The organism is Pseudonocardia sp. EC080619-01, assembly GCF_001420995.1.
Taxonomy (GTDB): Bacteria; Actinomycetota; Actinomycetes; order Mycobacteriales; family Pseudonocardiaceae; genus Pseudonocardia.
Genome location: NZ_CP012184.1, coordinates 3404661 through 3424552 on the forward strand (window position 1 = coordinate 3404661; position 19892 = coordinate 3424552).

A 19892-nucleotide genomic window follows, 5' to 3' on the forward strand; every position below is an offset into this window, starting at 1 on the left:
TTCGGCGTGATCTTCCGGACTCTGCCTCCGCAGCTCTGGCGCGACCGGACAGTTGTCACATATGAACAACTTGTCATCTTTTATGCGGTTCGCTCGCAGTGGAGGTCCCGTGCGCACCCGACCCGTTCCGCGCCGTCTGGTCCCGGCCGCCCTGCTCTCCGCGGCGGCCCTCGTACTGGCCGGCTGCGGCGGCCCGCCCGCCCCGGAGGCGGCCGACCCGGCGGCGGCCGGGGCCGTCACCGAGACGAACTGCGGCCTTCCCGTCACCGTTCCCGGCCCGCCGGAGCGGATCTACGCCCTCTACCAGCCGGCGATCGAGACCGTCCACGCGCTGGGCCTGTCCGACAGGCTCGTCGGCACCGCCTATCTCGACGCGCAGGTGCTCGAGCCCTACGCCGAGGCCCAGGCCGGGGTGCCCTACGTGCCGGACCTCCCGACCCGCGAGGCCCTGCTGGCGGCGACCCCGGACTTCGTCATGTCCGGCTACAACAACGCGTTCGCGACCTCCGGGACCGAGGGCATCAGCACCCGGGCCGACCTCGCGGGGCTCGGCGTGCAGAGCTGGATCTCGGCGCCGCTGTGCCCCTCCGCGGACGGACTGTCCGACGAGGCGATCGACCCCGACCAGGTGTCGATGGAGACCGTCCACGAGGACCTCCGCGGTCTCGGCCGGGTGTTCGGCGTCGAGGAGCGGGCCGAGGAGCTCGTCGCCGACCTGCAGGCCCGGGCGACGGCTGTCGAGGAGCGGGTGGCGGGCAGGCCGCGCCCGTCGGTCGCGATCCTGCTCAACGACGACGACGGCAGCTACCGGGTCGCCTCCGGGATCGACTTCGGCACCAGGGTGCTGGAGATGGCCGGCGCGGAGAACGCCTTCGCCGACCTCCGCGAGCGGCGCCACGTCGCGGTGTCCAAGGAGGAGCTGATCGCCAGGGACCCGGACGTCATCCTCACCTCGACCTGCTGCGACGCCACGACGACCGTCGCCGACGGCGAGGCCGACGTGCAGAAGGTCCGCGACGACCCCGCGCTGTCCGGCAGCACCGCGGTGCGCGAGGGGAAGGTCTTCCCGTTCCTCTTCGCCGACCGTGCTGCCGGTATCCGCGGTCCGCACGCCGCCGAGCGGGTCGCGGACCTGGTCCACCCCGAGTGACGGCGACCGCCCCCGCTCCGGTGCTCCGGCCCCGGCCGGCCGCTCCGTGGGCGGTGCCGGGCGGGCTGCTCGTGGTCGCCGCCGCCACCGTGCTGTCGATGAAGGTCGGTGCCCGGCCGCTGTCATGGGCGGAGCTGGCCGACGGGCTCCTGCGGTTCGGCGGCTCGCCGACCGACATCGTCGTCCGGCACGTGCGGCTGCCGCGGACGCTCGCCGGCCTGATCACCGGCGCCTGCCTCGGGCTGGCGGGTGCCGTGGCACAGGGGATCACCCGCAACCCGCTCGCCGGGCCGGGCACGCTCGGGGTGAACGCCGGTGCGGCCGGGGCGATGATCCTCGTGATGGCGTCGGCGGGCATCGGCTCGCTGGCCGGCCACGTCTGGTTCGGCTTCCTGGGCGGTGCGCTGGCGGCGCTCGCCGTCTACGCGATCGGCGGGTCCGGGCGCGACGGCGCGACCCCGGTGAAACTGGCGCTGGCCGGAGCCGCGGTCAGTGCGCTGATCACGGCGGCGACGTCGGCGGTCGTGCTGCTCGACCGGGAGCTGTTCGCCCGGTTCCGGTACTGGATCGTCGGCTCGCTGGCCCGCGCCGATCTCCTCACGGTCGGGCAGGCCGTGCCGTTCGCCGTCGCCGGGGTGCTGCTCGCGGTCGCGCTGGTCCGGCGCCTCGACGCCGTCGCGCTCGGCGAGGACACCTCCCGCAGCCTCGGTGCCCGGCCCGGCCCCACCCGCGTCACCGGGCTGGTGGCGGTCGTCGTCCTGGCCGGGACGGCGACGGCGGTCGCGGGGCCCGTGGCGTTCGTCGGGCTGGTCGCGCCGCACGCCGCGCGGGCGCTGGTGGGCACCGCACACCGGTGGGTGCTGCCGGTGTCCGCGCTGCTCGCGGCGGGCCTCGTGCTGCTCGCCGACGTCGCGGGCCGGGTGGTGATCGCGCCCGAGGAGGTGCAGATCGGGGTGACCGCGGCCGTGCTCGGCGGCCCGGTGTTCCTGCACCTCGTGCGGACGCGGAAGGTGGCCGCCCTGTGAGCGCGCCGGGGACGCTCGTGTTCCGCCGTGGCCCGGTCTCCGCGCGGGTGGGTGTCCGCGGGCTGCTGCTCGGGGCAGCGGTCTGGCCGGCTGCGGTCGCCGTCGCGCTGTGGGCGACGACGGTCGGCGAGTACCCGATGCCGCTCGCGACCGTGCTCGACACGCTCGCCGGGAACGGCACGCTGCTCACCTACGACGTCGTCGTGAACCACCGGCTGCCCCGCGCGATCACCGGGGTGCTGGTCGGCGCGGCCTTCGGGATCGCAGGCACCCTGTTCCAGCGGATCGCGCGCAACCCGCTGGTCAGCCCGGACGTGATCGGGATCAACGCGGGGGCGTCGGCCGGTGCGATCGTGATGATCATCGGGTTCGGGGCCTCCGCCGCCTGGGTGACCGGCGGGGCGCTCGCCGGGGCCGGGGTCGCCGCCGTCGCGGTGTACACGATCGCCTACCGGAACGGGTTCTCCGGCTACCGGCTCGTGCTGGTCGGGATCGGCGTCGCCGCGATCCTCAGCGCGGCGGCGACGTTCCTGCTCGGCCGGGCCGACGTCAATGCCGCCCACCAGGCGGCGATCTGGCTGGTGGGGAGCCTGTCCGGCCGGTCGTGGCCGGACGTCGTGCCGGTCGCGCTGGGCCTGTGCCTGCTGCTGCCACCGGTGCTGGGCCTGACCCGGCGGTTGCAGGTGCTGGAGCTGGGCGACGACCTCGCCCGGTCGCTCTCGCCCCGGATCGGCCGGGCCCGTGCCGTGCTGCTGGCCTGCGCCGTCGGACTGTCGGCGGTCGCGACCGCCTCGGCGGGGCCGGTCGGCTTCGTCGCGCTCGTCGCACCGCAGATCGTGCGACGGGTGCTGGCCGAGCGCAGTCCCGGCCTGCTGGCGTCGGCCGGGACGGGAGCTCTCGTCGTGGTGGCGGCCGACCTGGTGGCCCGCACCGCGTTCCTGCCCCGCGAGCTCCCGGTCGGGGTGCTGACCGCGCTCGTGGGTGCGCCCGTACTCATCGCACTGCTGGTGCGCAGCAACCGGATCGGAGCGAGCGGATGACGCTGACCGGCCAGGACCTCCGCCTCGGCTACACGGCCGCGACGATGGTCGTCGACGGCGAGTCCGTCACGATCCCCGACGGGCGGATCACCGTGATCGTCGGGCCGAACGCGTGCGGCAAGTCGACGCTGCTGCGCGGGCTCGCCGGGCTGATGCGCCCGCACGGCGGCCGGGTACTGCTCGACGGCGCCGAGCTCGCCGGGCTGCCCGCGACCGAGGTGGCCCGGCGGATCGGCGTGCTGCCCCAGCAGCCGGCCACCCCCGACGGGATCACCGTCGCCGATCTCGTCGGGCGCGGGCGGCACCCGCACCAGCGCTGGTTCCGGCAGTGGTCCGCCGACGACGAGCGCGCCGTCGCCGCCGCCCGGGCCGCGACCGGGCTGGACGACCTCGCCGACCGGCCCGTCGCCGAGCTCTCGGGCGGGCAGCGCCAGCGCGCCTGGATCGCGCTGGTGCTCGCCCAGGGCCCGGAGACGATGCTGCTCGACGAGCCGACGACGTTCCTCGATCTCGCCCACCAGCTCGACGTCCTGGAGCTGCTGCGCGGGGTCAACGCCGGGCAGGGGCGGACGGTCGTGATGGTGCTGCACGACCTGGAGCTCGCCGCGCGCTACGCGCACCACCTGATCGCGATGTCGGACGGGCGGATCGTCGCCGAGGGCGCCCCGTCCGACGTCGTCACCTCCGAGCTCGTGTCGTCGGTGTTCGGGGTGGACGCGCTCGTCATGCCGGACCCGCTCACCGGGACACCGCTGGTGCTGCCGCGCCCGCGCTGAGCTCAGCCGGTCGGGTACGGCACGAACGTGCTGCGGTCCTCCTGGATCGACGGGGCGTGGTCCAGCCGCGGGAACGCGCGCTGCGGGCACGCGTCCCGGCTGCACACCCGGCACCCGGCGCCGATCGGGGTGGCCGCGGCGGGGTCGTCGAGATCCAGCCCGGCGGAGTAGACGAGCCGGTGGGCGTGCCGGAGCTCGCAGCCCAGAGCGATCGCGAACGTCTTGCCCGGGCTGCCCCAGCGCCGCCGTGAGCCGTGCACGGTGCGGGCCACCCACAGGTAGCGGGCACCGTCCGGCATGGACGCGACCTGCACGTGGATCTCCCCTGGCGCGGTGAAGGCGTGGTACACGTTCCACAGCGGGCAGGTCCCGCCGCCCCGCGAGAAGTGGAACCCGCTGGCCGACTGGCGTTTCGACATGTTCCCCGCCCGGTCCACCCGCACGAACGAGAAGGGCACGCCCGGCTCGGACGGCCGCTGCAGGGTCGACAGGCGGTGGCAGATCGTCTCGAAACCCTGTCCGAAGTGGTCGGCGAGCCGCTGGACGTCGTACCGGAACTCCTCGGCCGTGGCCCGGAACTCTCCGTAGGGGAGCGTCAGCGCGGAGGCGAAGTAGCGGGCCAGCCCGATCCGGGTGAGGGTGCGGGTCGCCTCGTCGCCGGAGTCCTCGGCGGCGAGCGCGTCGATGACGTGGTCCTGTTCCAGGAAGCCGAGCTGGGTCGCCATCCGGAACGCCTGCTGGCCGGGCCGCAGGGTGGGCGACAGGCGCAGCACCCGGTGCGTGCGGTCGTAGCTGTGCAGCTCGCCGGCGCCCTCGGGATCGGTGTCGTCCAGGCCGGCGATGCTCACCCCGTGTCGGCCGCGCAGGCGCTCGGCCAGCGCCCGGCGGACCTCGCCGCGACGTACACCGATCTCCGCCGCGAGGTCCTCGCCCGCGTCGTCGAGGTCGGCGATGTGGTTGCGCCGCCGGTAGAAGAAGTCGCGCACCTGCTCGTGCGGGGACGCGGACCGGACCCGGTCGCTGCCGTCGCGCGGGGAGTCGGTCGCCGCGGCGAGGTGCTCGTCGGCCCGCCGCCACCGCCGGTACAGCTCCAGCACCGCGTCGGCGGCGGTCGGCATCTCGGCGGCGAGCCGCTCGATCTCGGTCGGCGACACCGCCCCGGCCGGTGTCGTCGTCTCGGCGAACACCTCGTGCAGCTCCGCGACGAGCCGCTCGGGGCGGCGCGCGGCGAAGAACGCGGCGTCGACCCCGAACACCTCGGTGATCCGCAGCAGGACGGGCACCGTGAGCGGGCGGGACCCGTGCTCGATCTGGTTCAGGTAGCTCGGCGAGATCCCCAGCGTGCGGGCGAGCGACGCCTGGCTCATCGACCGCGTCTCCCGCAGGCTCCGGAGCCGGGTTCCCGGGACACCTGTGGCAGCCATCCCCGGATGCTAGCGAAGATCGGTGTTCGCAAGATTCGCAGAATCGCCCCGGAAGATGTGCAGAAGTTGGCACGACGCCACCGTCGCTGATCACCGTTCTCACTCCGAAGCTGGTCACACCCCGTTCGAGAGCCGACGCGGCGTCCGGTCACCCCCGGCCGTCACGTGAGGCGACGCACGAACGAGACTTCGCAGAAGGAGCACGACATGACCGGGAGCACCCGGCAGGAGCGGATCGACGAGCTGACCCGGCAGTGGTCTGAGGACCCCCGCTGGGCGGGCGTCACCCGCGGTCACACCGCCGAGGACGTGGTGGCGCTGTCCGGCAGCGTCCGCGAGGAGCACACGCTGGCCCGGCTCGGCGCCGAGCGTCTCTGGGACCTGCTGCACGAGCGGGACTACGTGCACGCGCTGGGAGCCCTGACCGGCAACCAGGCGGTGCAGAGCGTCCGGGCGGGCCTGGAGGCGATCTACCTGTCCGGCTGGCAGGTCGCGGCCGACGCCAACCTGGCCGGCCAGACCTATCCGGACCAGAGCCTGTACCCGGCGAACTCGGTGCCGTCGGTGGTGCGCCGCATCAACAACGCGTTGCTGCGGGCCGACGAGATCACCACGCTCGAGCGGCGCGAGGACGTCGACCCGCACTGGCTCGCGCCGATCGTCGCCGACGCCGAGGCGGGCTTCGGCGGTCCGCTGAACGCCTTCGAGCTGATGAAGGGCATGATCGCCGCCGGTGCCGCGGGCGTGCACTGGGAGGACCAGCTCGCGTCGGAGAAGAAGTGCGGCCACCTCGGCGGCAAGGTGCTGGTCCCGACCTCGCAGCACGTCCGCACCCTGAACGCGGCCAGGCTGGCCGCCGACATCGCCGACGTGCCGTCGGTGATCGTGGCCCGGACCGATGCACAGGCCGCCAACCTGATCACCTCCGACGTCGACGAGCGCGACCGGCCGTACCTCACCGGGGAGCGCACCGCGGAGGGCTTCCACCGGGTGACCGGCGGCATCGACCCGTGCATCACCCGTGGCCTGGCCTACGCCCCGTACTCGGACCTGCTGTGGATGGAGACCTCGGTCCCGGACCTGGACCTGGCCCGCAAGTACGCCGAGGCGATCAAGGGTGAGTTCCCGGACCAGATGCTGGCCTACAACTGCTCGCCGTCGTTCAACTGGCGCAAGCACCTCGACGACGACACGATCGCCCGCTTCCAGCGCGAGCTGGGCGCGATGGGCTACGCGTTCCAGTTCATCACCCTGGCGGGCTTCCACGCGCTGAACCACTCGATGTTCGACCTGGCCAGTGGCTACGCCGTGAACGGCATGACCTCCTACGTCGAGCTGCAGGAGCGCGAGTTCGCGGCCGAGGCCGACGGCTACACCGCGGTCAAGCACCAGCGCGAGGTCGGGACGGGCTGGTTCGACGCGGTCTCCACCGCGGTCAACCCGGAGTCGTCGACGACGGCGCTGGCCGGGTCGACCGAGGCCGAGCAGTTCACCCGCGCCCGATGACCGGCGACCCCGGCATCCGCCGCGGACTGGTCGGTGTCGTCGCCGACTCGACCGCGATCTCCGACGTCGATCCCGGCCACAACGTGCTCCTCTACCGGGGCTACCCCGCGCAGGACCTGGTCGAGCGGCACGGGTTCCTGGAGGTCGCGCACCTGCTGTGGACCGGCGAGCTGCCCGACTCCGGCGAGCTCGTGGAACTGGACGGTCGCGAACGGTCGCTGCGGACGATCGAGCCCGCGCTGGAGCGGTTGCTGCTGTCACTGCCGCCGGCCTGCCATCCGATGGACGTGCTGCGCACGGCGGTCAGCTGGCTCGGCGCGGTCGACCCGGAGGCCGACGACCCGTCGCCGGAGGCCGGCCGGGAGAAGGCGATGCGGCTGCTGGCCGTGCTGCCCACCGTCGTCGCCCTGGAGCAGCGCCGCCGGCGGGGGCAGGAGCCGATCGCGCCGCGCGAGGACCTGCCGTACGCGGAGAACTTCTTCCACATGACCTTCGGGCAGGTGCCCGAGCCCGAGGTGGTGCGCGCTTTCGAGGTGTCGATGATGTTGTTCGCCGAGCACAGCTTCAACGCCTCCGCCTTCACCGCCCGGGTCGTGACCTCCACCCGCTCCGATCTCCACAGCGCGGTCGTCGGTGCGATCGGAGCGCTGAAGGGGTCGTTGCACGGCGGGGCGAACCAGGCCGTGATGGAGCAGTTCGCCGAGATCGGCGACCCGGACGACGTCGACGAGTGGCTGAACGCGCGGCTCGGTGCCGGTGACACGGTCATGGGCTTCGGCCACCGGGTCTACAAGCGTGGGGACTCCCGCGTGCCGATCCTGCACCGCGAACTGCGCCGGATCGCCGACCTGCGCGGTGGCCGGGACCTGCTGGCCTTCTACGAGGTGCTCGCCGGGGCGATGCTGCGGGACAAGGGGCTGCGTCCCAACCTCGACTACGCGGCCGGCCCCCTGTACCACCTCATGGGGTTCGACACCCCGCTGTTCACGCCGCTGTTCGTCATGTCGCGGATCAGCGGCTGGGCCGCGCACGTCGTCGAACAGGCCGGCGACAACGTCCTGATCCGCCCGGTCGCCGCCTACGACGGGAAGGCGAGGAGGGAGGTGCCCGCGGGCCGGTGACGTCCCGGCCCGCCCCGGTGCGGGTTCAGGGCGAGAGGACGACGAGCGGGCAGCCCGCCGAGGGATGCTCCAGCACGGTCGCGGTGACGCCGTAGACGGCGCCGATCCGCTCCGGCGTGAGCACCTCGGCGGGCGTCCCCGTCGCCACCGCCCGGCCGCCGTCGAGCAGGCAGATCCGGTCGCAGTACCGCGCGGCGAGGTTCAGGTCGTGCAACGCGACGAGCGCTGGCAGCCCCAGCTCGCCGACCAGCTCCAGGAGTGCGAGCTGGTGCCGGACGTCGAGATGGTTGGTCGGCTCGTCCATCACCAGCAGTGACGGCCGTCCCACCAGCGCCCGCGCCACCAGCGCCCGCTGGCGTTCCCCGCCGGACAGCGTGGCGAGCCGGCGCCCGGCGAGCCGGGTGAGGTCGAGCACCTCCAGTGCCGCTCCGGCCAGGGCGTGGTCGACCGGGTCGTCCGCCTGCAGCGCCCGCTTGTGCGGGGACCGGCCCATCGCGACGATCTCGCGGACCGTCAGCGGGAAGTCGGTCGGCACGTCCTGCATCACCACACCGACCCGGCGGGCCACCCGTCGAGCGGGCCCCTCCCGGGCGTCGGCGCCGTCGACCAGCACACGTCCGGACGCGGGCCGGTTGACCCGGTAGACGGTGCGCAGCAGCGAGGACTTGCCGCTGCCGTTCGGTCCGAGCAGCCCGACCGTCTCGCCGGCCCCCACCTCCAGCGACACGCCGGCGACCAGCGTCGCGGCGCCGGCGGTCACCGTCACGTCCTCGATGCGCAGCGGGGTCACCGGTGCTCCTCCCGGCGCCCGTCGCGGCGTAGCAGCCAGACGAAGAACGGTCCGCCGACCAGCGCGGTCACGATCCCGACCGGGATCTCCTCGGGGCTGATCACCGTGCGGGCCACGAGATCGGCGAGCACGGTGAACACCGCGCCGACCAGCACCGCGACCGGCAGCCCGCGGCGGTGCCCGGCGCCGACCATGAAGCGCACGACGTGCGGAAGCATCAGCCCCACGAACCCGATCACGCCGCTCACCGCGACGGTCACCCCCACCAGCACCGCGATCACGACGAACATCAGCTGCCGGAACCGGTGCACGTCCAGGCCGAGTGCCCCGGCGCTCTCGTCACCGGCGAGCAGCAGGTCGAGTTCGCGGGCCCGTCCCAGCAGCAGCACCAGGCCCGCGACCAGGACGACCGCGGGGCCGAGCAGCAGCTCCCAGCGGGTCGCGCCGAACCCGCCGAGGGTCCAGAACAGCACCTGCGAGGCGAGGGTGGGACTGGGTGCGGTGAGCACCAGCAGGCTGGTCAGCGCGGACAGCACCGACCCGACCGCGACACCACCGAGGATCAGCCGCAGCACGGTGATCCGGCCGGCCGAGCGGGCGATCGTCAGGACCACGGCCAGCGTCGCCAGTGCCCCGGCGAAGGCCGCGACGTTGAGCGTCAGCGCCCCGGCCCCGAGCAGCCCGAACCGCATCACGACGACGGCGCCGGTCGCGGCGCCCGAGGAGACCCCGATGACGCTCGGACCGGCGAGCGGGTTGCGGACCACCGCCTGCAGGACCATCCCGGCCACCGTGAGTGTCGCCCCGACGAGGGCGGCCAGCAGGACCCGGGGCAGCCGGGTGTCGGCGACGATGAGGTCCTGCGCACGGGACCAGTCCGGGGCGGGGACCAGGGCGGTCCCGCCGAGGCGGTGCGCGAGGATCCGCCAGGTCTGCGACCACGGCACCGCCACCGATCCGGTCGCGAGCGCCGCCCCGGTGACGGCGACGAGCAGCACCGCGAGCCCACGCGACGACCAGGGGCAGCGGGTACCGTCCCGCGGCCCGTGCGACGGGACCGGCGGCGGCGCCGCGCGGGAGGGCGCCGTCGGGCCGCAGGACGGCGACGAGCTCGGCGCGCCGGGTCACCGGAAGCGGTCGGGGTGCAGGTCCCGGGCCAGCTGTTCCACGGCGTCGACGGACCGCGGGCCGGGCTGGGCCTCGGACAGCGCGACGGTCGGGAACGCACCCGTGGCGAGGGCCGGGACCGCCGCGATCGCGGGTGTCGACCGCAGCGTGGCGATCTTCGACTCGACGCTGGGCTCGAGGTAGTCGTAGATCAGGATCACCGCGGGACGCCGCTGCGCGACCTGCTCCCAGGACACCTGGGGCCAGCGCTCGGCGACGTCGTCGAACACGTTGCGCCCGCCGGCCCGTTCGATCATCTCGGTGAGGATCGCCTTGCCGCCCGCGGTCCGCGGTGCGTCGGCGCCGCTGTTGTAGACGAACACCGGCACCGGCTCCACACTCCCGAGCTGCTCGCGCACGCGGTCCAGCCGTCCGCGCAGCTCGCCGACGCTCGCCTCCGCCCGGTCCGCCACGCCGAAGATCGCACCGATCCGGGTCATCTCGCCGAACAGGTCCTCGAAACCGGACCTGCCCTCGCGGCACGACTCGGAATTGAGGTGGGTGTCGATCCCCAGCTCGGCCAGCCGCGGCCGGGTGTGGCCGTTGGACTCGGAGAACCCGTCCGGGTATCCGGAGTAGACGAAGTCCGGCTCGGCGGCGACGAGCTGCTCCAGCGACGGCTGGCCCGGCGCCAGCACCGGGACCCCGGCGTAGGCCTCGGCGTACTTCTCGCCGATCGGCCGGTTCTTCAGGTACGACGTGCCGACCATCGCGTCCTGCAGACCCAGCTCGAGCATCAGCTCGGTGGCGTTCGAGGTGAGGGTGACCGCACGGGCCGGCGGGGCGGTGTAGGTCGTCGTGACACCGCAGTTGTCGTCGGTGACGGGGAAGCCCTCCGCCGTCCCTCCTCCCGGCGCGGGGGCGTCCTGCACGGCGGAGCCGCAGCCCGCGAGAAGCAGCACGGCGGACACGGCGACGGCCACGAGGGCCGGACGGGATCGGATCACCCGGACAATCTATGAAAGATTGATCAGGTGTCGAGGGTGAATTGGGGTGTCCTGACCCACGCTTCCGGCCCGCGGGACTCTGCGGCCGAGCTGTCCGACACCGTCCGGCTGGCCGTGCTCGCCGAGGAGCTGGGCTTCGGCTCGTTCTGGATCGCCCAGCACCATCTCGGTGCACAGCAGGGCCACGCGTCGTCCCCGCTCGTCGTGCTGGCCGCCGTCGCCGCCCGGACCGGGCGGATCCGGCTGGGGACCGCGGTCGTCGTCGGGCCGCTCGAGCAGCCACTACGGCTGGCGGAGGACGCCGCGACGGTGGACGCGCTGAGCGGTGGCCGCCTGGAGCTGGGCGTCGGTGCGGGATCCGACGCGGGGGCGGCGGACGCGTTCGGCGTGCGGCCCGAGGAGCGGCACGCCCGGCTCGCCGAGGTGCTGGACGTGCTGGTCCGCGCCGACGTCGTCCCATCGGTCCGGGGCCTGCGCGGGCGGACCTGGCTCGCGACGTCGTCCGAGGACGGGGTCGCGGTGGCCGCGGCCCGCGGCCTGGGCCTGCTGTCGGGCAGGCGGTCCGGCCCGTCCGGGCCCGACGACGTCCGCTCCGCCCGGCTGCTAGCCCGCTTCCGCGCGCTGGGCGGGCGGCGGGTCGGGCTCTCCCGCCCCGTCGTGCCGGGTGCGTCCCGGGTGGCCGTACACGACCTGCTCGCGCCGCACGTCGCACGGTGGGGCCGCGATCCGGCGGCGCACCTGCGCGCGGGCAACGTGTACGCGGGGACCGAGCAGGAGGTGGCCGCCGGGCTGGCGGCCGACCCGTGCCTCCCCTACGCGACCGACCTGCTGTGCCACGTCCAGCCCGCCCGGCTGCCGTTCGCCGAACTGGAACCCGTGGTGCGCCGCACCGCCGCACTGGCCGACCGGGTACCGCCGGTGCCGGCCGGACCTGCCCGTGATCGACGAGCGGGCCCGGCCGGTGGGGGACCGGCTGGGTCAGCCGGGGTCCGGGACCTCGCGGCGTGCCGAGCCCTCGTAGGCCGCCAGCGGGCGGATGAGGGAGTTCGCCGCGAGCTGCTCGGTGATGTGCGCGGTCCAGCCGGTGATCCGGGACATCACGAACAGCGGGGTGAACATCGGGATGTCGAACCCCATCAGGTGGTAGAGCGGGCCCGCCGGGTAGTCGAGATTCGGGTGCAGGCCCTTCTCCCGCAGCATCGCGGCGGCCAGCGCCGAGTGCGTCCCGAGCAGCTCCTGGGCTCCACGCAGCGCGACGACCTCCTCCAGCGCCGTCTGCAGGGTCGGCACCCGGGAGTCGCCGCGCTTGTACACCCGGTGCCCGAATCCCATGATCTTCTTCTTGTTCGCCAGCGCGTCGGCCAGCCACGCCTCGGCGGCGTCCGGGCCGTCGATCTCGGCCAGCATGTGCATGACGGCCTCGTTCGCCCCGCCGTGCAGCGGGCCCTTCAGCGCACCGATCCCCGCGACGACGGCGCTGTACAGGTCCGACAACGTCGAGGTCACCACCCGTGCGGTGAACGTCGAGGCGTTGAAGCTGTGCTCGGCGTAGAGGATCATCGAGACCTCGAACGCCCGGACCACCTCGGGCTCGGGGATCTCGCCGAAGCTCATCTGGAAGAAGTTCGCCGCGTACCCCAGGTCCGGGTCCGGCGCGATCGGGTCCAGCCCGCGGCGACGGCGCTGGTCGAGTGCGACGACGGTGGGCAGTGCGGCGAGCAGCCGCAGCGACTTCGCCGAGTTCGCCCCGGCGTCGTCCTCCTGCGCGTCCTCCGAGCCGAGCCAGCTCACGGCGGTGCGCAGGGTGTCCATCGGGTGGCAGCTGTCCGGCGTCGCGAGCAACAGCGACCGCAGGCTGCGGTGCAGCGGCCGCAGCGCCTTCTCCCGCGCGTCGAGGTCGGCCAGCTGTGCGGCGTCCGGCAGCTCGCCGTGCCAGAGCAGGTGCGCGACCTCGAGGAAGCTCCCGCGCCCGCACAGGTCCTGCACCGGGTACCCGCGGTAGAGCAGCGAGTTGGTGTCGGAGTCCACCTTGGAGATCGCCGTCGTGTCGGCGACGACTCCGGCGAGGCCCTTGTGGATCTGCGGAGGTGCGTCGGTGACGGTCATGCGGGGTCCTCCTCGTCGAGGTGGCCGGCGAGCGTGGCGTCGAACTCGCCGTAGGCGTCGTAGCGGATGAGCTCGTAGAGCCGGGCCCGGGTCTGCATGCGGTCCACCACGCCGGCCTGGGTCCCGGTGCGGCGGATCTCGGCGAGGCCGGCCTCGGCGGCGCCCATGGCCAGCCGGAGCAGGGTCACCGGGTAGATGACGACGTTCACGCCGAGCTTCTCAAGCGTCGCGGCGTCCAGCAGCGGGGTGCGCCCGAACTCGGTCATGTTGGCCAGCAGCGGGACGTCCAGCGCGTCGCGGAACGCGGCGTACTCGTCCGGCGAGGTCAGCGCCTCGGCGAACACCATGTCCGCCCCGGCCTCGACGTAGGACCGCGCGCGGGCGACCGCCGCGTCCATGCCCTCCACCGCGCGGGCGTCGGTCCGGGCACAGAGGACGAACGCCTCGTCGCGCCTGCCCCGGACCGCGGCGCGGATCCGGGTGCACATGTCGTCGGTGGACACGAGTTCCTTGCCGGACAGGTGGCCGCAGCGCTTCTGGCCGATCTGGTCCTCGAGGTGGCAGCCGGAGACCCCGGCGTCCTCGAACGTCTGGATCGTCCGGGCCACGTTGGCCGGGCCGCCCCAGCCGGTGTCGGCGTCGACCAGCGTGGGCAGGCCGGTGGCGCGGGCGATGGTGGCCGCCCGCCCGGCCACCTCGGTGGCGGTGGTCAGGCCGACGTCGGGCAGCCCGAGCTCCGCCGAGAGCACCGCGCCCGAGACGTAGACGCCGTCGAAGCCCTGTTCGGCGATCAGCTGGGCGGACAGCGCGTTGAACGCGCCCGGGAACTGCAGCAGCCGTCCGCTCGCCAGTGCGTCCCGCAGCGCGACCCGCCGCTCGTGCGCCGTCGTGGTCGTGCCGAGCATCAGAAGACCCCGCGGCCGGGATGGGTGGCGAGCGCCGCCGGGACGACCGTCAGCTCGCCCAGCTCGTCCGCGGTGAGCTCGGGCAGCCGCAGCGCGGCGTCGAGGAACCGGTCCTGCTCCACCCGGTCCACCAGGTCGCGGGCCAGGTCGCGGAACTTGCCCAGGTACTCGTCGCGGCCGAACGGGCGGGCGCCCAGCGGGTGCGCGTCGGCGACCGCGATCTCGTCGACGAGCGTCCGGCCGTCGTCGAGGGAGACCTCCACCCGGCCGCCGAACGCCTTCTCGTCCGGGTCCGCCGAGTGGTACCGGCGCGTCCACTCCGGATCCTCCACGGTGGAGACCGCGTGCCAGAGCCGGACGAGCTCGTCGTCGGTCGGGCGGTGCGGCGGGTAGGACCGCTCGTGGTGGAACCCGCCGTCGAGCAGCGCCACGGCGACGATGTAGGGGATCGAGTGGTCCAGGGTCTCCCGCGACGCCTTCGGGTCGTACTTCTGCGGGTCGCCCGAGCCGGAGCCGATCACGTAGTGCGTGTGGTGGCTGGTGTGGATGACGATGCTGCGGACCCGTTCCGGGCCGCCCGCCTCCCGGATGCGTGGCCCGAGACGCCGGGCGAGGTCGATCAGCGCCTGGCTCTGGTACTCCGCGGAGTGCTCCTTGGTGTAGGTCTGCAGGATCGCCCGGGGTGCCTCACCGCGCTCCGGCAGCGGCACCGTGTAGCCGGCGTCCGGACCGTCCAGCAGCCACGCGATCACCCCGTCCTCGCCCTCGTAGATCGGCGACGGCGCGCCCTCGCCGAGCATGGCGCGGTCCGCGGCCTCGATCGCGACCTTGCCGGCGAAGGCGGGCGCGAAGGCCTTCCACGACGAGATCTCGCCCTTGCGGGACTGCCGGGTCGCGGTCGTGGTGTGCAGGGCCTGCTGCACCGCCTGCCAGGTGATCTCGGTCGGCAGGTCGAGCAGCGCGCCGATCCCGGCGGCGACCGACGGGCCGAGGTGCGCCACGTGGTCGATCTTGTGCTGGTGCAGGCAGATGCCGGTCACCAGGGCGACCTGCACCTCGTAGGCCACGGCGACGGCACGGGTCAGAGCGGCACCGTCGGCGCCGACGTGTTGGGCGACGGCCAGTAGCGGGGGAATGTTGTCGCCGGGGTGGGAGTAGTCCGCGGCGAGGAACGTGTCGTGGTAGTCCAGCTCGCGCACCGCGACGCCGTTGGCCCACGCCGCCCACTCCGGCGAGACACGCTCTCGGGTGCCGAACACGACCGCGCCCGCACGGCCGGACGCCGCCGCGTGCCGCAGCGCCTGCGCCCGAGCCGCGACGACCGGGCGGCGGTCCAGCGACGCGGTCGCCACGCCGGCGTTGTCGATCAACCGGTTCACGACCATGTCGGCGACCTCGGCGGGCGGGGCGATCCCATCCGCCGCGACCTCGGCGATCTTCCATGCGAGCTGGTCGGGCCGCGCGAGGTCCTCCTCGCTGCGATGGACGCGGACCTTGTGCTCGACTGTCATGCGAACTCCTCCCGGCGGAGCGGACGGGCCTTCGGAGGGCCAGGTGCGACGCCGGTGAGGACCGGCCCATCGAGCCTGGACCTGCGGCTGCTCCGGGGGCGAGGGGCCCACGACGGCGAAGTCCTGCGTACTTCCCGGGCCGTTCGGCGAATCCTGCGAAGACCCGGCCGGTCACCTCGCCGAGATGCAGCTCAGCGTCGCCCACGGGCCTCTGCCGGAACGCTGAACTGCATCTCAGTGGGAGGGCCGGCCGTCAGTCCCACTCCAGGGAGCCGCCGGTGCGGTACTCGGTCACCCGCGTCTCGAAGAAGTTCTTCTCCTTCCGCAGGTCCATCGCCTCGCTCATCCACGGGAACGGGTTGTCGGCCTGGCCGAACAGCGGCGCCAGGCCGATCTGCTCGGCCCGCCGGTCGGTGATGAACCGCAGGTACTGCTCGCACGACTCGGCGGTCAGTCCGAGCATCCCGCGCGGCATGGTGTCGCGGGCGTAGGCGACCTCCAGCTCGCACGCCTCGTGCAGCATCGCGCGGATCTCGGCCGCGAACTCCTCCGTCCACAGGTGTGGATTCTCGATCTTGATCTGGTTGATGCAGTCGATGCCGAAGTTCAGGTGGATCGACTCGTCGCGCAGGATGTACTGGTACTGCTCGGCGACGCCGACCATCTTGTTCCGGCGACCCAGGGCCAGGATCTGCGCGAACCCGGTGTAGAACCACATCCCCTCGAACACGACGTAGAACGCGACGAGATCGCGCAGGAACGCCCGGTCGTTCTCCGGCGTGCCGGTGCAGAAGTCCGGGTCGGACAGCGCCTGGGTGTAGCGCAGCGCCCACGCGTCCTTGTCGGTGATCGACGGGACCTGCCGGTACGCGTTGAACAGCTCGCCCTCGTCGAGCCCGAGCGACTCGCAGACGTACTGGAAGGTGTGCGTGTGCACGGCCTCCTCGAACGACTGCCGCAGCAGGTACTGCCGGCACTCCGGGTTGGTGAGGTGCCGGTAGACGGCGAGCACGACGTTGTTCGCGACCAGCGACTCCGCCGTGGCGAAGAAGCCCAGGTTGCGGGTGAGCATCAGGCGCTCGTCGTCGGTCAGGCCGTCCCGGCTGCGCCACAGCGCGATGTCGGCCTGCATGGCGACCTCGGTCGGCATCCAGTGGTTCGAGCAGCCGGCCAGGTACTTGTCCCACGCCCAGTGGTACTTCAGCGGCAGGAGCTGGTTGACGTCCGCCCGCGCGTTGATCATGCGCTTGTCGTCGGCGTCGATCGGGGCCGCGCCGCGGTCGATCTCGCCGAGGCCGGTCGTGTCGGGGTCGTTCTCCACAGTGGTCACTGGCAGGCCTCGCAGTCGGGGTCGTCGATCGAGCAGGCGGCGGCGGGGTCGAGGTCGAGCTCCGTCTCCGCGGTCGCGGTGGAGTCCGCCGGGCCGGCGGACGGCGCCCCGGTCGTCACCGGCCGGACCGCCGCCGGGTCGGGGGTGACGGCGGTGCCGGGCACCGGCACGGCGGGGACCGTCGCGGCGGGCGAGGCCGCAGGCCCGGCAGGCCCGGACGTCCCGGACGTCCCGGTCGGGACCCCGGTCAGCCGCCCGTCGGTGCCCTTGAGGGTGGACTTCTCCACCGACGTCGCCGCCCTGGTCCGCAGGTAGTAGGTGGTCTTGAGACCGGAGCGCCAGGCCAGGCGGTACAGCTCGTCGAGCTTCCGCCCGCTCGGCCCGGCCAGGTACAGGTTCAGCGACTGCGCCTGGTCGAGCCACTTCTGCCGCCGCGACGCGGCCTCGACCAGCCAGCGCGGCTCGATCTCGAACGCCGTCGCGTACAGCTCCTTGAGGTCGCCGGGCACCCGGTCGATCTCGGCCAGCGAGCCGTCGAAGTACTTGAGGTCCGAGACCATCACCTCGTCCCACAGCCCGCGCTCCTTGAGATCGCGGACCAGGTGCGGGTTGACCACGGTGAAGTCGCCGGACATGTTGGACTTCACGTACAGGTTGAGGTGGATCGGCTCGATGGACTGCCCGACCCCGCAGATGTTCGAGATCGTCGCCGTCGGGGCGATGGCGAGCACGTTGGAGTTGCGCATCCCCTGGGTGCGGACGGTCTCCCGCAGCGACGCCCAGTCCAGTGTGGAGGACCGGTCGACCTCCAGCTCACCCTCGCCGCGGGCGTCGGCCAGCAGGTCGAGCGAGTCGATCGGCAGGACGCCGCGGCTCCACAGCGAGCCCTCGAAGCTCGCGTAGCGACCACGCTCGGCCGCGAGGTCCGACGACGCGGCGATCGCGTGGTAGCTCAGGACCTCCGCGCTGACGTCGGCGAACCCGACCGCGGCCTCGCTGCCGGGCGCGATCCGCTGGACGAACAGCGCGTCGGAGAAACCCATCATCCCCAGGCCGACCGGGCGGTGGCGCAGATTGGACCGGCGGGCCTCCGGGATCGTGTAGAAGTTGATGTCCACGACGTTGTCCAGCATCCGGACCGCCGTGGTCACCGTGCGGCGCAGCTTGTCCGCGTCCAGCCCGTCGCGCGTCACGTGCGCGGCCAGATTGACCGAACCCAGGTTGCAGACGGCGACCTCGCCCCGGTCGTCGTCGTGCCCGGCCCGGGTGTTGAGCGTGATCTCCGTGCACAGGTTCGACGAGTGCACGACGCCGGCGTGCTGCTGCGGGCTGCGCAGGTTGCACGGGTCCTTGAACGTGACCCACGGGTGCCCGGTCTCGAACAGCATGGTCAGCATCCGCCGCCACAGGTCCACGGCGCGGACCGTCCGGTGGACGCGCAGCTCGCCCCGCTCGGCCGCTGCCTCGTACGCGCGGTACCGCTCGGCGAACTCGTCGCCGTAGAGATCGTGCAGGTCCGGCACCTCGTCCGGGGAGAACAGCGTCCACGTGGTGTCGGCCTCCACCCGGCGGAGGAACTCGTCGGGCACCCAGTTCGCGGTGTTCATGTCGTGGGTGCGACGGCGGTCGTCGCCGGTGTTCTTGCGGAGGTCGAGGAACTCCTCGATGTCGACGTGCCACGTCTCCAGGTAGGCGCACGCCGCGCCCTTGCGCTTGCCGCCCTGGTTGACGGCGACGGCGGTGTCCCCGGCGATCTTGAGGAACGGCACGACGCCCTGCGAGACACCGTTGGTGCCGCGGATGTGCGCGCCGAGGCCACGGACCGGGGTCCAGTCGTTGCCCAGCCCGCCGGAGTACTTCGCGAGGAGCGCGTTGTTGCGGTAGCCGCCGAAGATCGAGTCGAGGTCGTCGTCGACGGTGGTGAGGAAGCACGACGACAGCTGCGGCCGGGTCGTGCCGGAGTTGAACAGCGTCGGGGTGGAGGCCATGAAGTCGAAGCTCGACAGCAGCTCGTAGAACTCGATCGCGCGGGCCTCGCGGTCGACCTCGCGGACGGCCAGTCCCATCGCGACCCGCAGGAAGAACGCCTGGGGCAGCTCGAACCGGGTGCCGTGCTCGTGCAGGAAGTACCGGTCGTACAGGGTCTGGAGGCCGAGGAAGCCGATCTGCAGGTCGCGCTCGGGGTGCAGCGCCGCCGTGACGCGGTCCAGGTCGAAGGTGGCCAGCTCGGCGTCGACCAGGCCGATCGCGATCGCGTGCCGCAGGTAGTCCTTCGTGTAGGACGCGTAGTCCCGGGCCATCGTGGCCTGGTCGGGGGTCTCCCGGGTACCGGACAGGTGCGACACCGCCTCGGCGCGCAGCCGGTCCATGAGCAGCCGCGACGCGACGAGCGAGTAGTCCGGCTCCCGCTCGACGAGCGTCCGGGCCGCCATGACGAGCGCCTGGGAGAGCTCGTCGGCGGTGATGCCGTCGTAGACCGTGCGGTCGAGTTCGGCCAGCACGGGGGCGGCCTCGACGTCGTCGATCCCGTCGAGGGCCTCGGCCAGCACGGTCTCGACCCGGCCGCGGTCCAGCGGGGCGCGGGTGCCGTCGGGGCCGGTGACATGGATCGTCGTACTCGCACCGGCGGCCCCGGTGCCGCTCGCGCGGGCCTGCGCCTGCTGCTCCCGGTAGAGCACGTAGGAGCGGGCGACCTTGTGGTGCTCGCCGCGCATGAGCGCGAGCTCGACCTGGTCCTGGATCTGCTCGACCTGCACGACCGGCGTCGGGTGCCGGTGCAGCGCCGCGACGACCTGGCCGGTCAGCTCCTGGACGAGCGGGTGCAGCCGGGACGACGACGCCCCGGCGCCGCCCTCGACGGCCAGGAACGCCTTGGTCATCGCCACCGAGATCTTCGAGGCGTCGAAGCTCGTCTCGGAACCGTCGCGCCGGATCACGCGCAGCGCGGCCGGTGCGGTGCCGTTCGGTGAGGCAGGGGGAGCGGTGGATGCGGTCACGGGCTCTCTCCTCGCGAGTCGCCGTCGGTCCGTGACCGCGCGCGAGGTGAGGAGACGGCATGGAGCACCGCACCCTGGCGCCCTCCCGCGAGGCCCCG

General features: G+C 73.2%; 15 protein-coding genes and 1 pseudogene. 7 read left to right on the top strand and 9 right to left on the bottom strand.

Annotated elements, in window-relative coordinates:
- Positions 1-109: 109 nt before the first annotated feature.
- The 4 genes from AD017_RS15975 to AD017_RS15990 are packed head-to-tail and all read left to right on the top strand — an operon-like array spanning position 110 to position 3991.
- On the top strand, positions 110-1150 hold the full coding sequence (locus tag AD017_RS15975) for an ABC transporter substrate-binding protein (protein WP_060574709.1): 1041 nt from the start codon (positions 110-112) through the stop codon (positions 1148-1150).
- Entirely contained in the window at positions 1147-2175 is a 1029-nt protein-coding gene (locus AD017_RS15980; RefSeq protein ID WP_060574710.1) for an iron ABC transporter permease, read from the top strand. Before AD017_RS15975 ends, AD017_RS15980 begins: the two co-directional genes overlap by 4 nt.
- Positions 2172-3215, top strand: coding sequence for an iron chelate uptake ABC transporter family permease subunit (locus AD017_RS15985; protein WP_060574711.1), 1044 nt, complete (start codon positions 2172-2174; stop codon positions 3213-3215). Before AD017_RS15980 ends, AD017_RS15985 begins: the two co-directional genes overlap by 4 nt.
- Complete coding sequence (locus AD017_RS15990; RefSeq protein ID WP_060574712.1) at positions 3212-3991, top strand: ABC transporter ATP-binding protein; 780 nt, start codon at positions 3212-3214, stop codon at positions 3989-3991. The genes AD017_RS15985 and AD017_RS15990 overlap by 4 nt, the downstream gene beginning before the upstream one ends.
- Before the next feature lie 2 nt (positions 3992-3993).
- Here the strand turns inward: AD017_RS15990 and AD017_RS15995 are convergent, their stop codons facing one another.
- Positions 3994-5415, bottom strand: coding sequence for a short-chain fatty acyl-CoA regulator family protein (locus AD017_RS15995; RefSeq protein ID WP_060574713.1), 1422 nt, complete (start codon positions 5413-5415; stop codon positions 3994-3996).
- 207 nt (positions 5416-5622) lie between these two features.
- Between AD017_RS15995 and aceA the strand changes: the two genes are divergently transcribed.
- Together aceA and AD017_RS16005 are read left to right on the top strand one after the other, a co-directional pair.
- Positions 5623-6921 carry an isocitrate lyase gene (gene aceA, locus AD017_RS16000; protein ID WP_010226781.1) on the top strand — a complete coding sequence of 433 codons (1299 nt, stop codon included), beginning with the start codon at positions 5623-5625 and terminating at the stop codon, positions 6919-6921.
- Entirely contained in the window at positions 6918-8042 is a 1125-nt protein-coding gene (locus tag AD017_RS16005; RefSeq protein ID WP_060574714.1) for a bifunctional 2-methylcitrate synthase/citrate synthase, read from the top strand. The genes aceA and AD017_RS16005 overlap by 4 nt, the downstream gene beginning before the upstream one ends.
- Before the next feature lie 25 nt (positions 8043-8067).
- Here the strand turns inward: AD017_RS16005 and AD017_RS16010 are convergent, their stop codons facing one another.
- From AD017_RS16010 to AD017_RS16020, 3 genes are all read right to left on the bottom strand, one after another.
- Positions 8068-8832 carry an ABC transporter ATP-binding protein gene (locus AD017_RS16010; RefSeq protein ID WP_060574715.1) on the bottom strand — a complete coding sequence of 255 codons (765 nt, stop codon included), beginning with the start codon at positions 8830-8832 and terminating at the stop codon, positions 8068-8070.
- Positions 8829-9830, bottom strand: a complete 1002-nt coding sequence (locus tag AD017_RS16015; RefSeq protein ID WP_060574716.1) for an iron ABC transporter permease — start codon at positions 9828-9830, stop codon at positions 8829-8831. Before AD017_RS16015 ends, AD017_RS16010 begins: the two co-directional genes overlap by 4 nt.
- Before the next feature lie 126 nt (positions 9831-9956).
- Complete coding sequence (locus tag AD017_RS16020; protein WP_227012760.1) at positions 9957-10946, bottom strand: ABC transporter substrate-binding protein; 990 nt, start codon at positions 10944-10946, stop codon at positions 9957-9959.
- A gap of 36 nt (positions 10947-10982) precedes the next feature.
- On the opposite strand from AD017_RS16020, the pseudogene AD017_RS33450 reads away from it, so the two are divergent.
- Positions 10983-11642: pseudogene (locus AD017_RS33450) on the top strand (LLM class flavin-dependent oxidoreductase); the annotation flags it as partial.
- Between the two features lie 282 nt (positions 11643-11924).
- On the opposite strand, the gene AD017_RS16025 reads toward AD017_RS33450, so the two are convergent.
- The 5 genes from AD017_RS16025 to AD017_RS16045 form a co-directional block, all read right to left on the bottom strand.
- The gene (locus tag AD017_RS16025) at positions 11925-13052 is read right to left on the bottom strand and encodes a bifunctional 2-methylcitrate synthase/citrate synthase (RefSeq protein WP_060574717.1); all 1128 of its coding nucleotides are present in this window, start codon (positions 13050-13052) and stop codon (positions 11925-11927) included.
- Positions 13049-13957, bottom strand: coding sequence for a methylisocitrate lyase (gene prpB, locus AD017_RS16030; RefSeq protein ID WP_060574718.1), 909 nt, complete (start codon positions 13955-13957; stop codon positions 13049-13051). Before prpB ends, AD017_RS16025 begins: the two co-directional genes overlap by 4 nt.
- Entirely contained in the window at positions 13957-15468 is a 1512-nt protein-coding gene (locus tag AD017_RS16035; protein WP_060574719.1) for an MmgE/PrpD family protein, read from the bottom strand. Before AD017_RS16035 ends, prpB begins: the two co-directional genes overlap by 1 nt.
- 253 nt (positions 15469-15721) lie before the next feature.
- Complete coding sequence (locus AD017_RS16040) at positions 15722-16798, bottom strand: ribonucleotide-diphosphate reductase subunit beta (protein WP_010226799.1); 1077 nt, start codon at positions 16796-16798, stop codon at positions 15722-15724.
- Positions 16795-19794 carry a ribonucleoside-diphosphate reductase subunit alpha gene (locus AD017_RS16045; RefSeq protein WP_060574720.1) on the bottom strand — a complete coding sequence of 1000 codons (3000 nt, stop codon included), beginning with the start codon at positions 19792-19794 and terminating at the stop codon, positions 16795-16797. Before AD017_RS16045 ends, AD017_RS16040 begins: the two co-directional genes overlap by 4 nt.
- Between the last annotated feature and the right edge of the window lie 98 nt (positions 19795-19892).

What these genes read in the sequence shown, in the direction of transcription:
- AD017_RS15995 (WP_060574713.1), bottom strand. Translation starts at nt 5,415, where the DNA reads ATGGCTGCCACAGGTGTCCCGGGAACCCGGCTCCGGAGCCTGCGGGAG.
- AD017_RS16005 (WP_060574714.1), top strand. Translation starts at nt 6,918, where the DNA reads ATGACCGGCGACCCCGGCATCCGCCGCGGACTGGTCGGTGTCGTCGCC.
- AD017_RS16025 (WP_060574717.1), bottom strand. Translation starts at nt 13,052, where the DNA reads ATGACCGTCACCGACGCACCTCCGCAGATCCACAAGGGCCTCGCCGGA.
- AD017_RS16035 (WP_060574719.1), bottom strand. Translation starts at nt 15,468, where the DNA reads ATGACAGTCGAGCACAAGGTCCGCGTCCATCGCAGCGAGGAGGACCTC.
- prpB (WP_060574718.1), bottom strand. Translation starts at nt 13,957, where the DNA reads ATGCTCGGCACGACCACGACGGCGCACGAGCGGCGGGTCGCGCTGCGG.
- AD017_RS15990 (WP_060574712.1), top strand. Translation starts at nt 3,212, where the DNA reads ATGACGCTGACCGGCCAGGACCTCCGCCTCGGCTACACGGCCGCGACG.
- aceA (WP_010226781.1), top strand. Translation starts at nt 5,623, where the DNA reads ATGACCGGGAGCACCCGGCAGGAGCGGATCGACGAGCTGACCCGGCAG.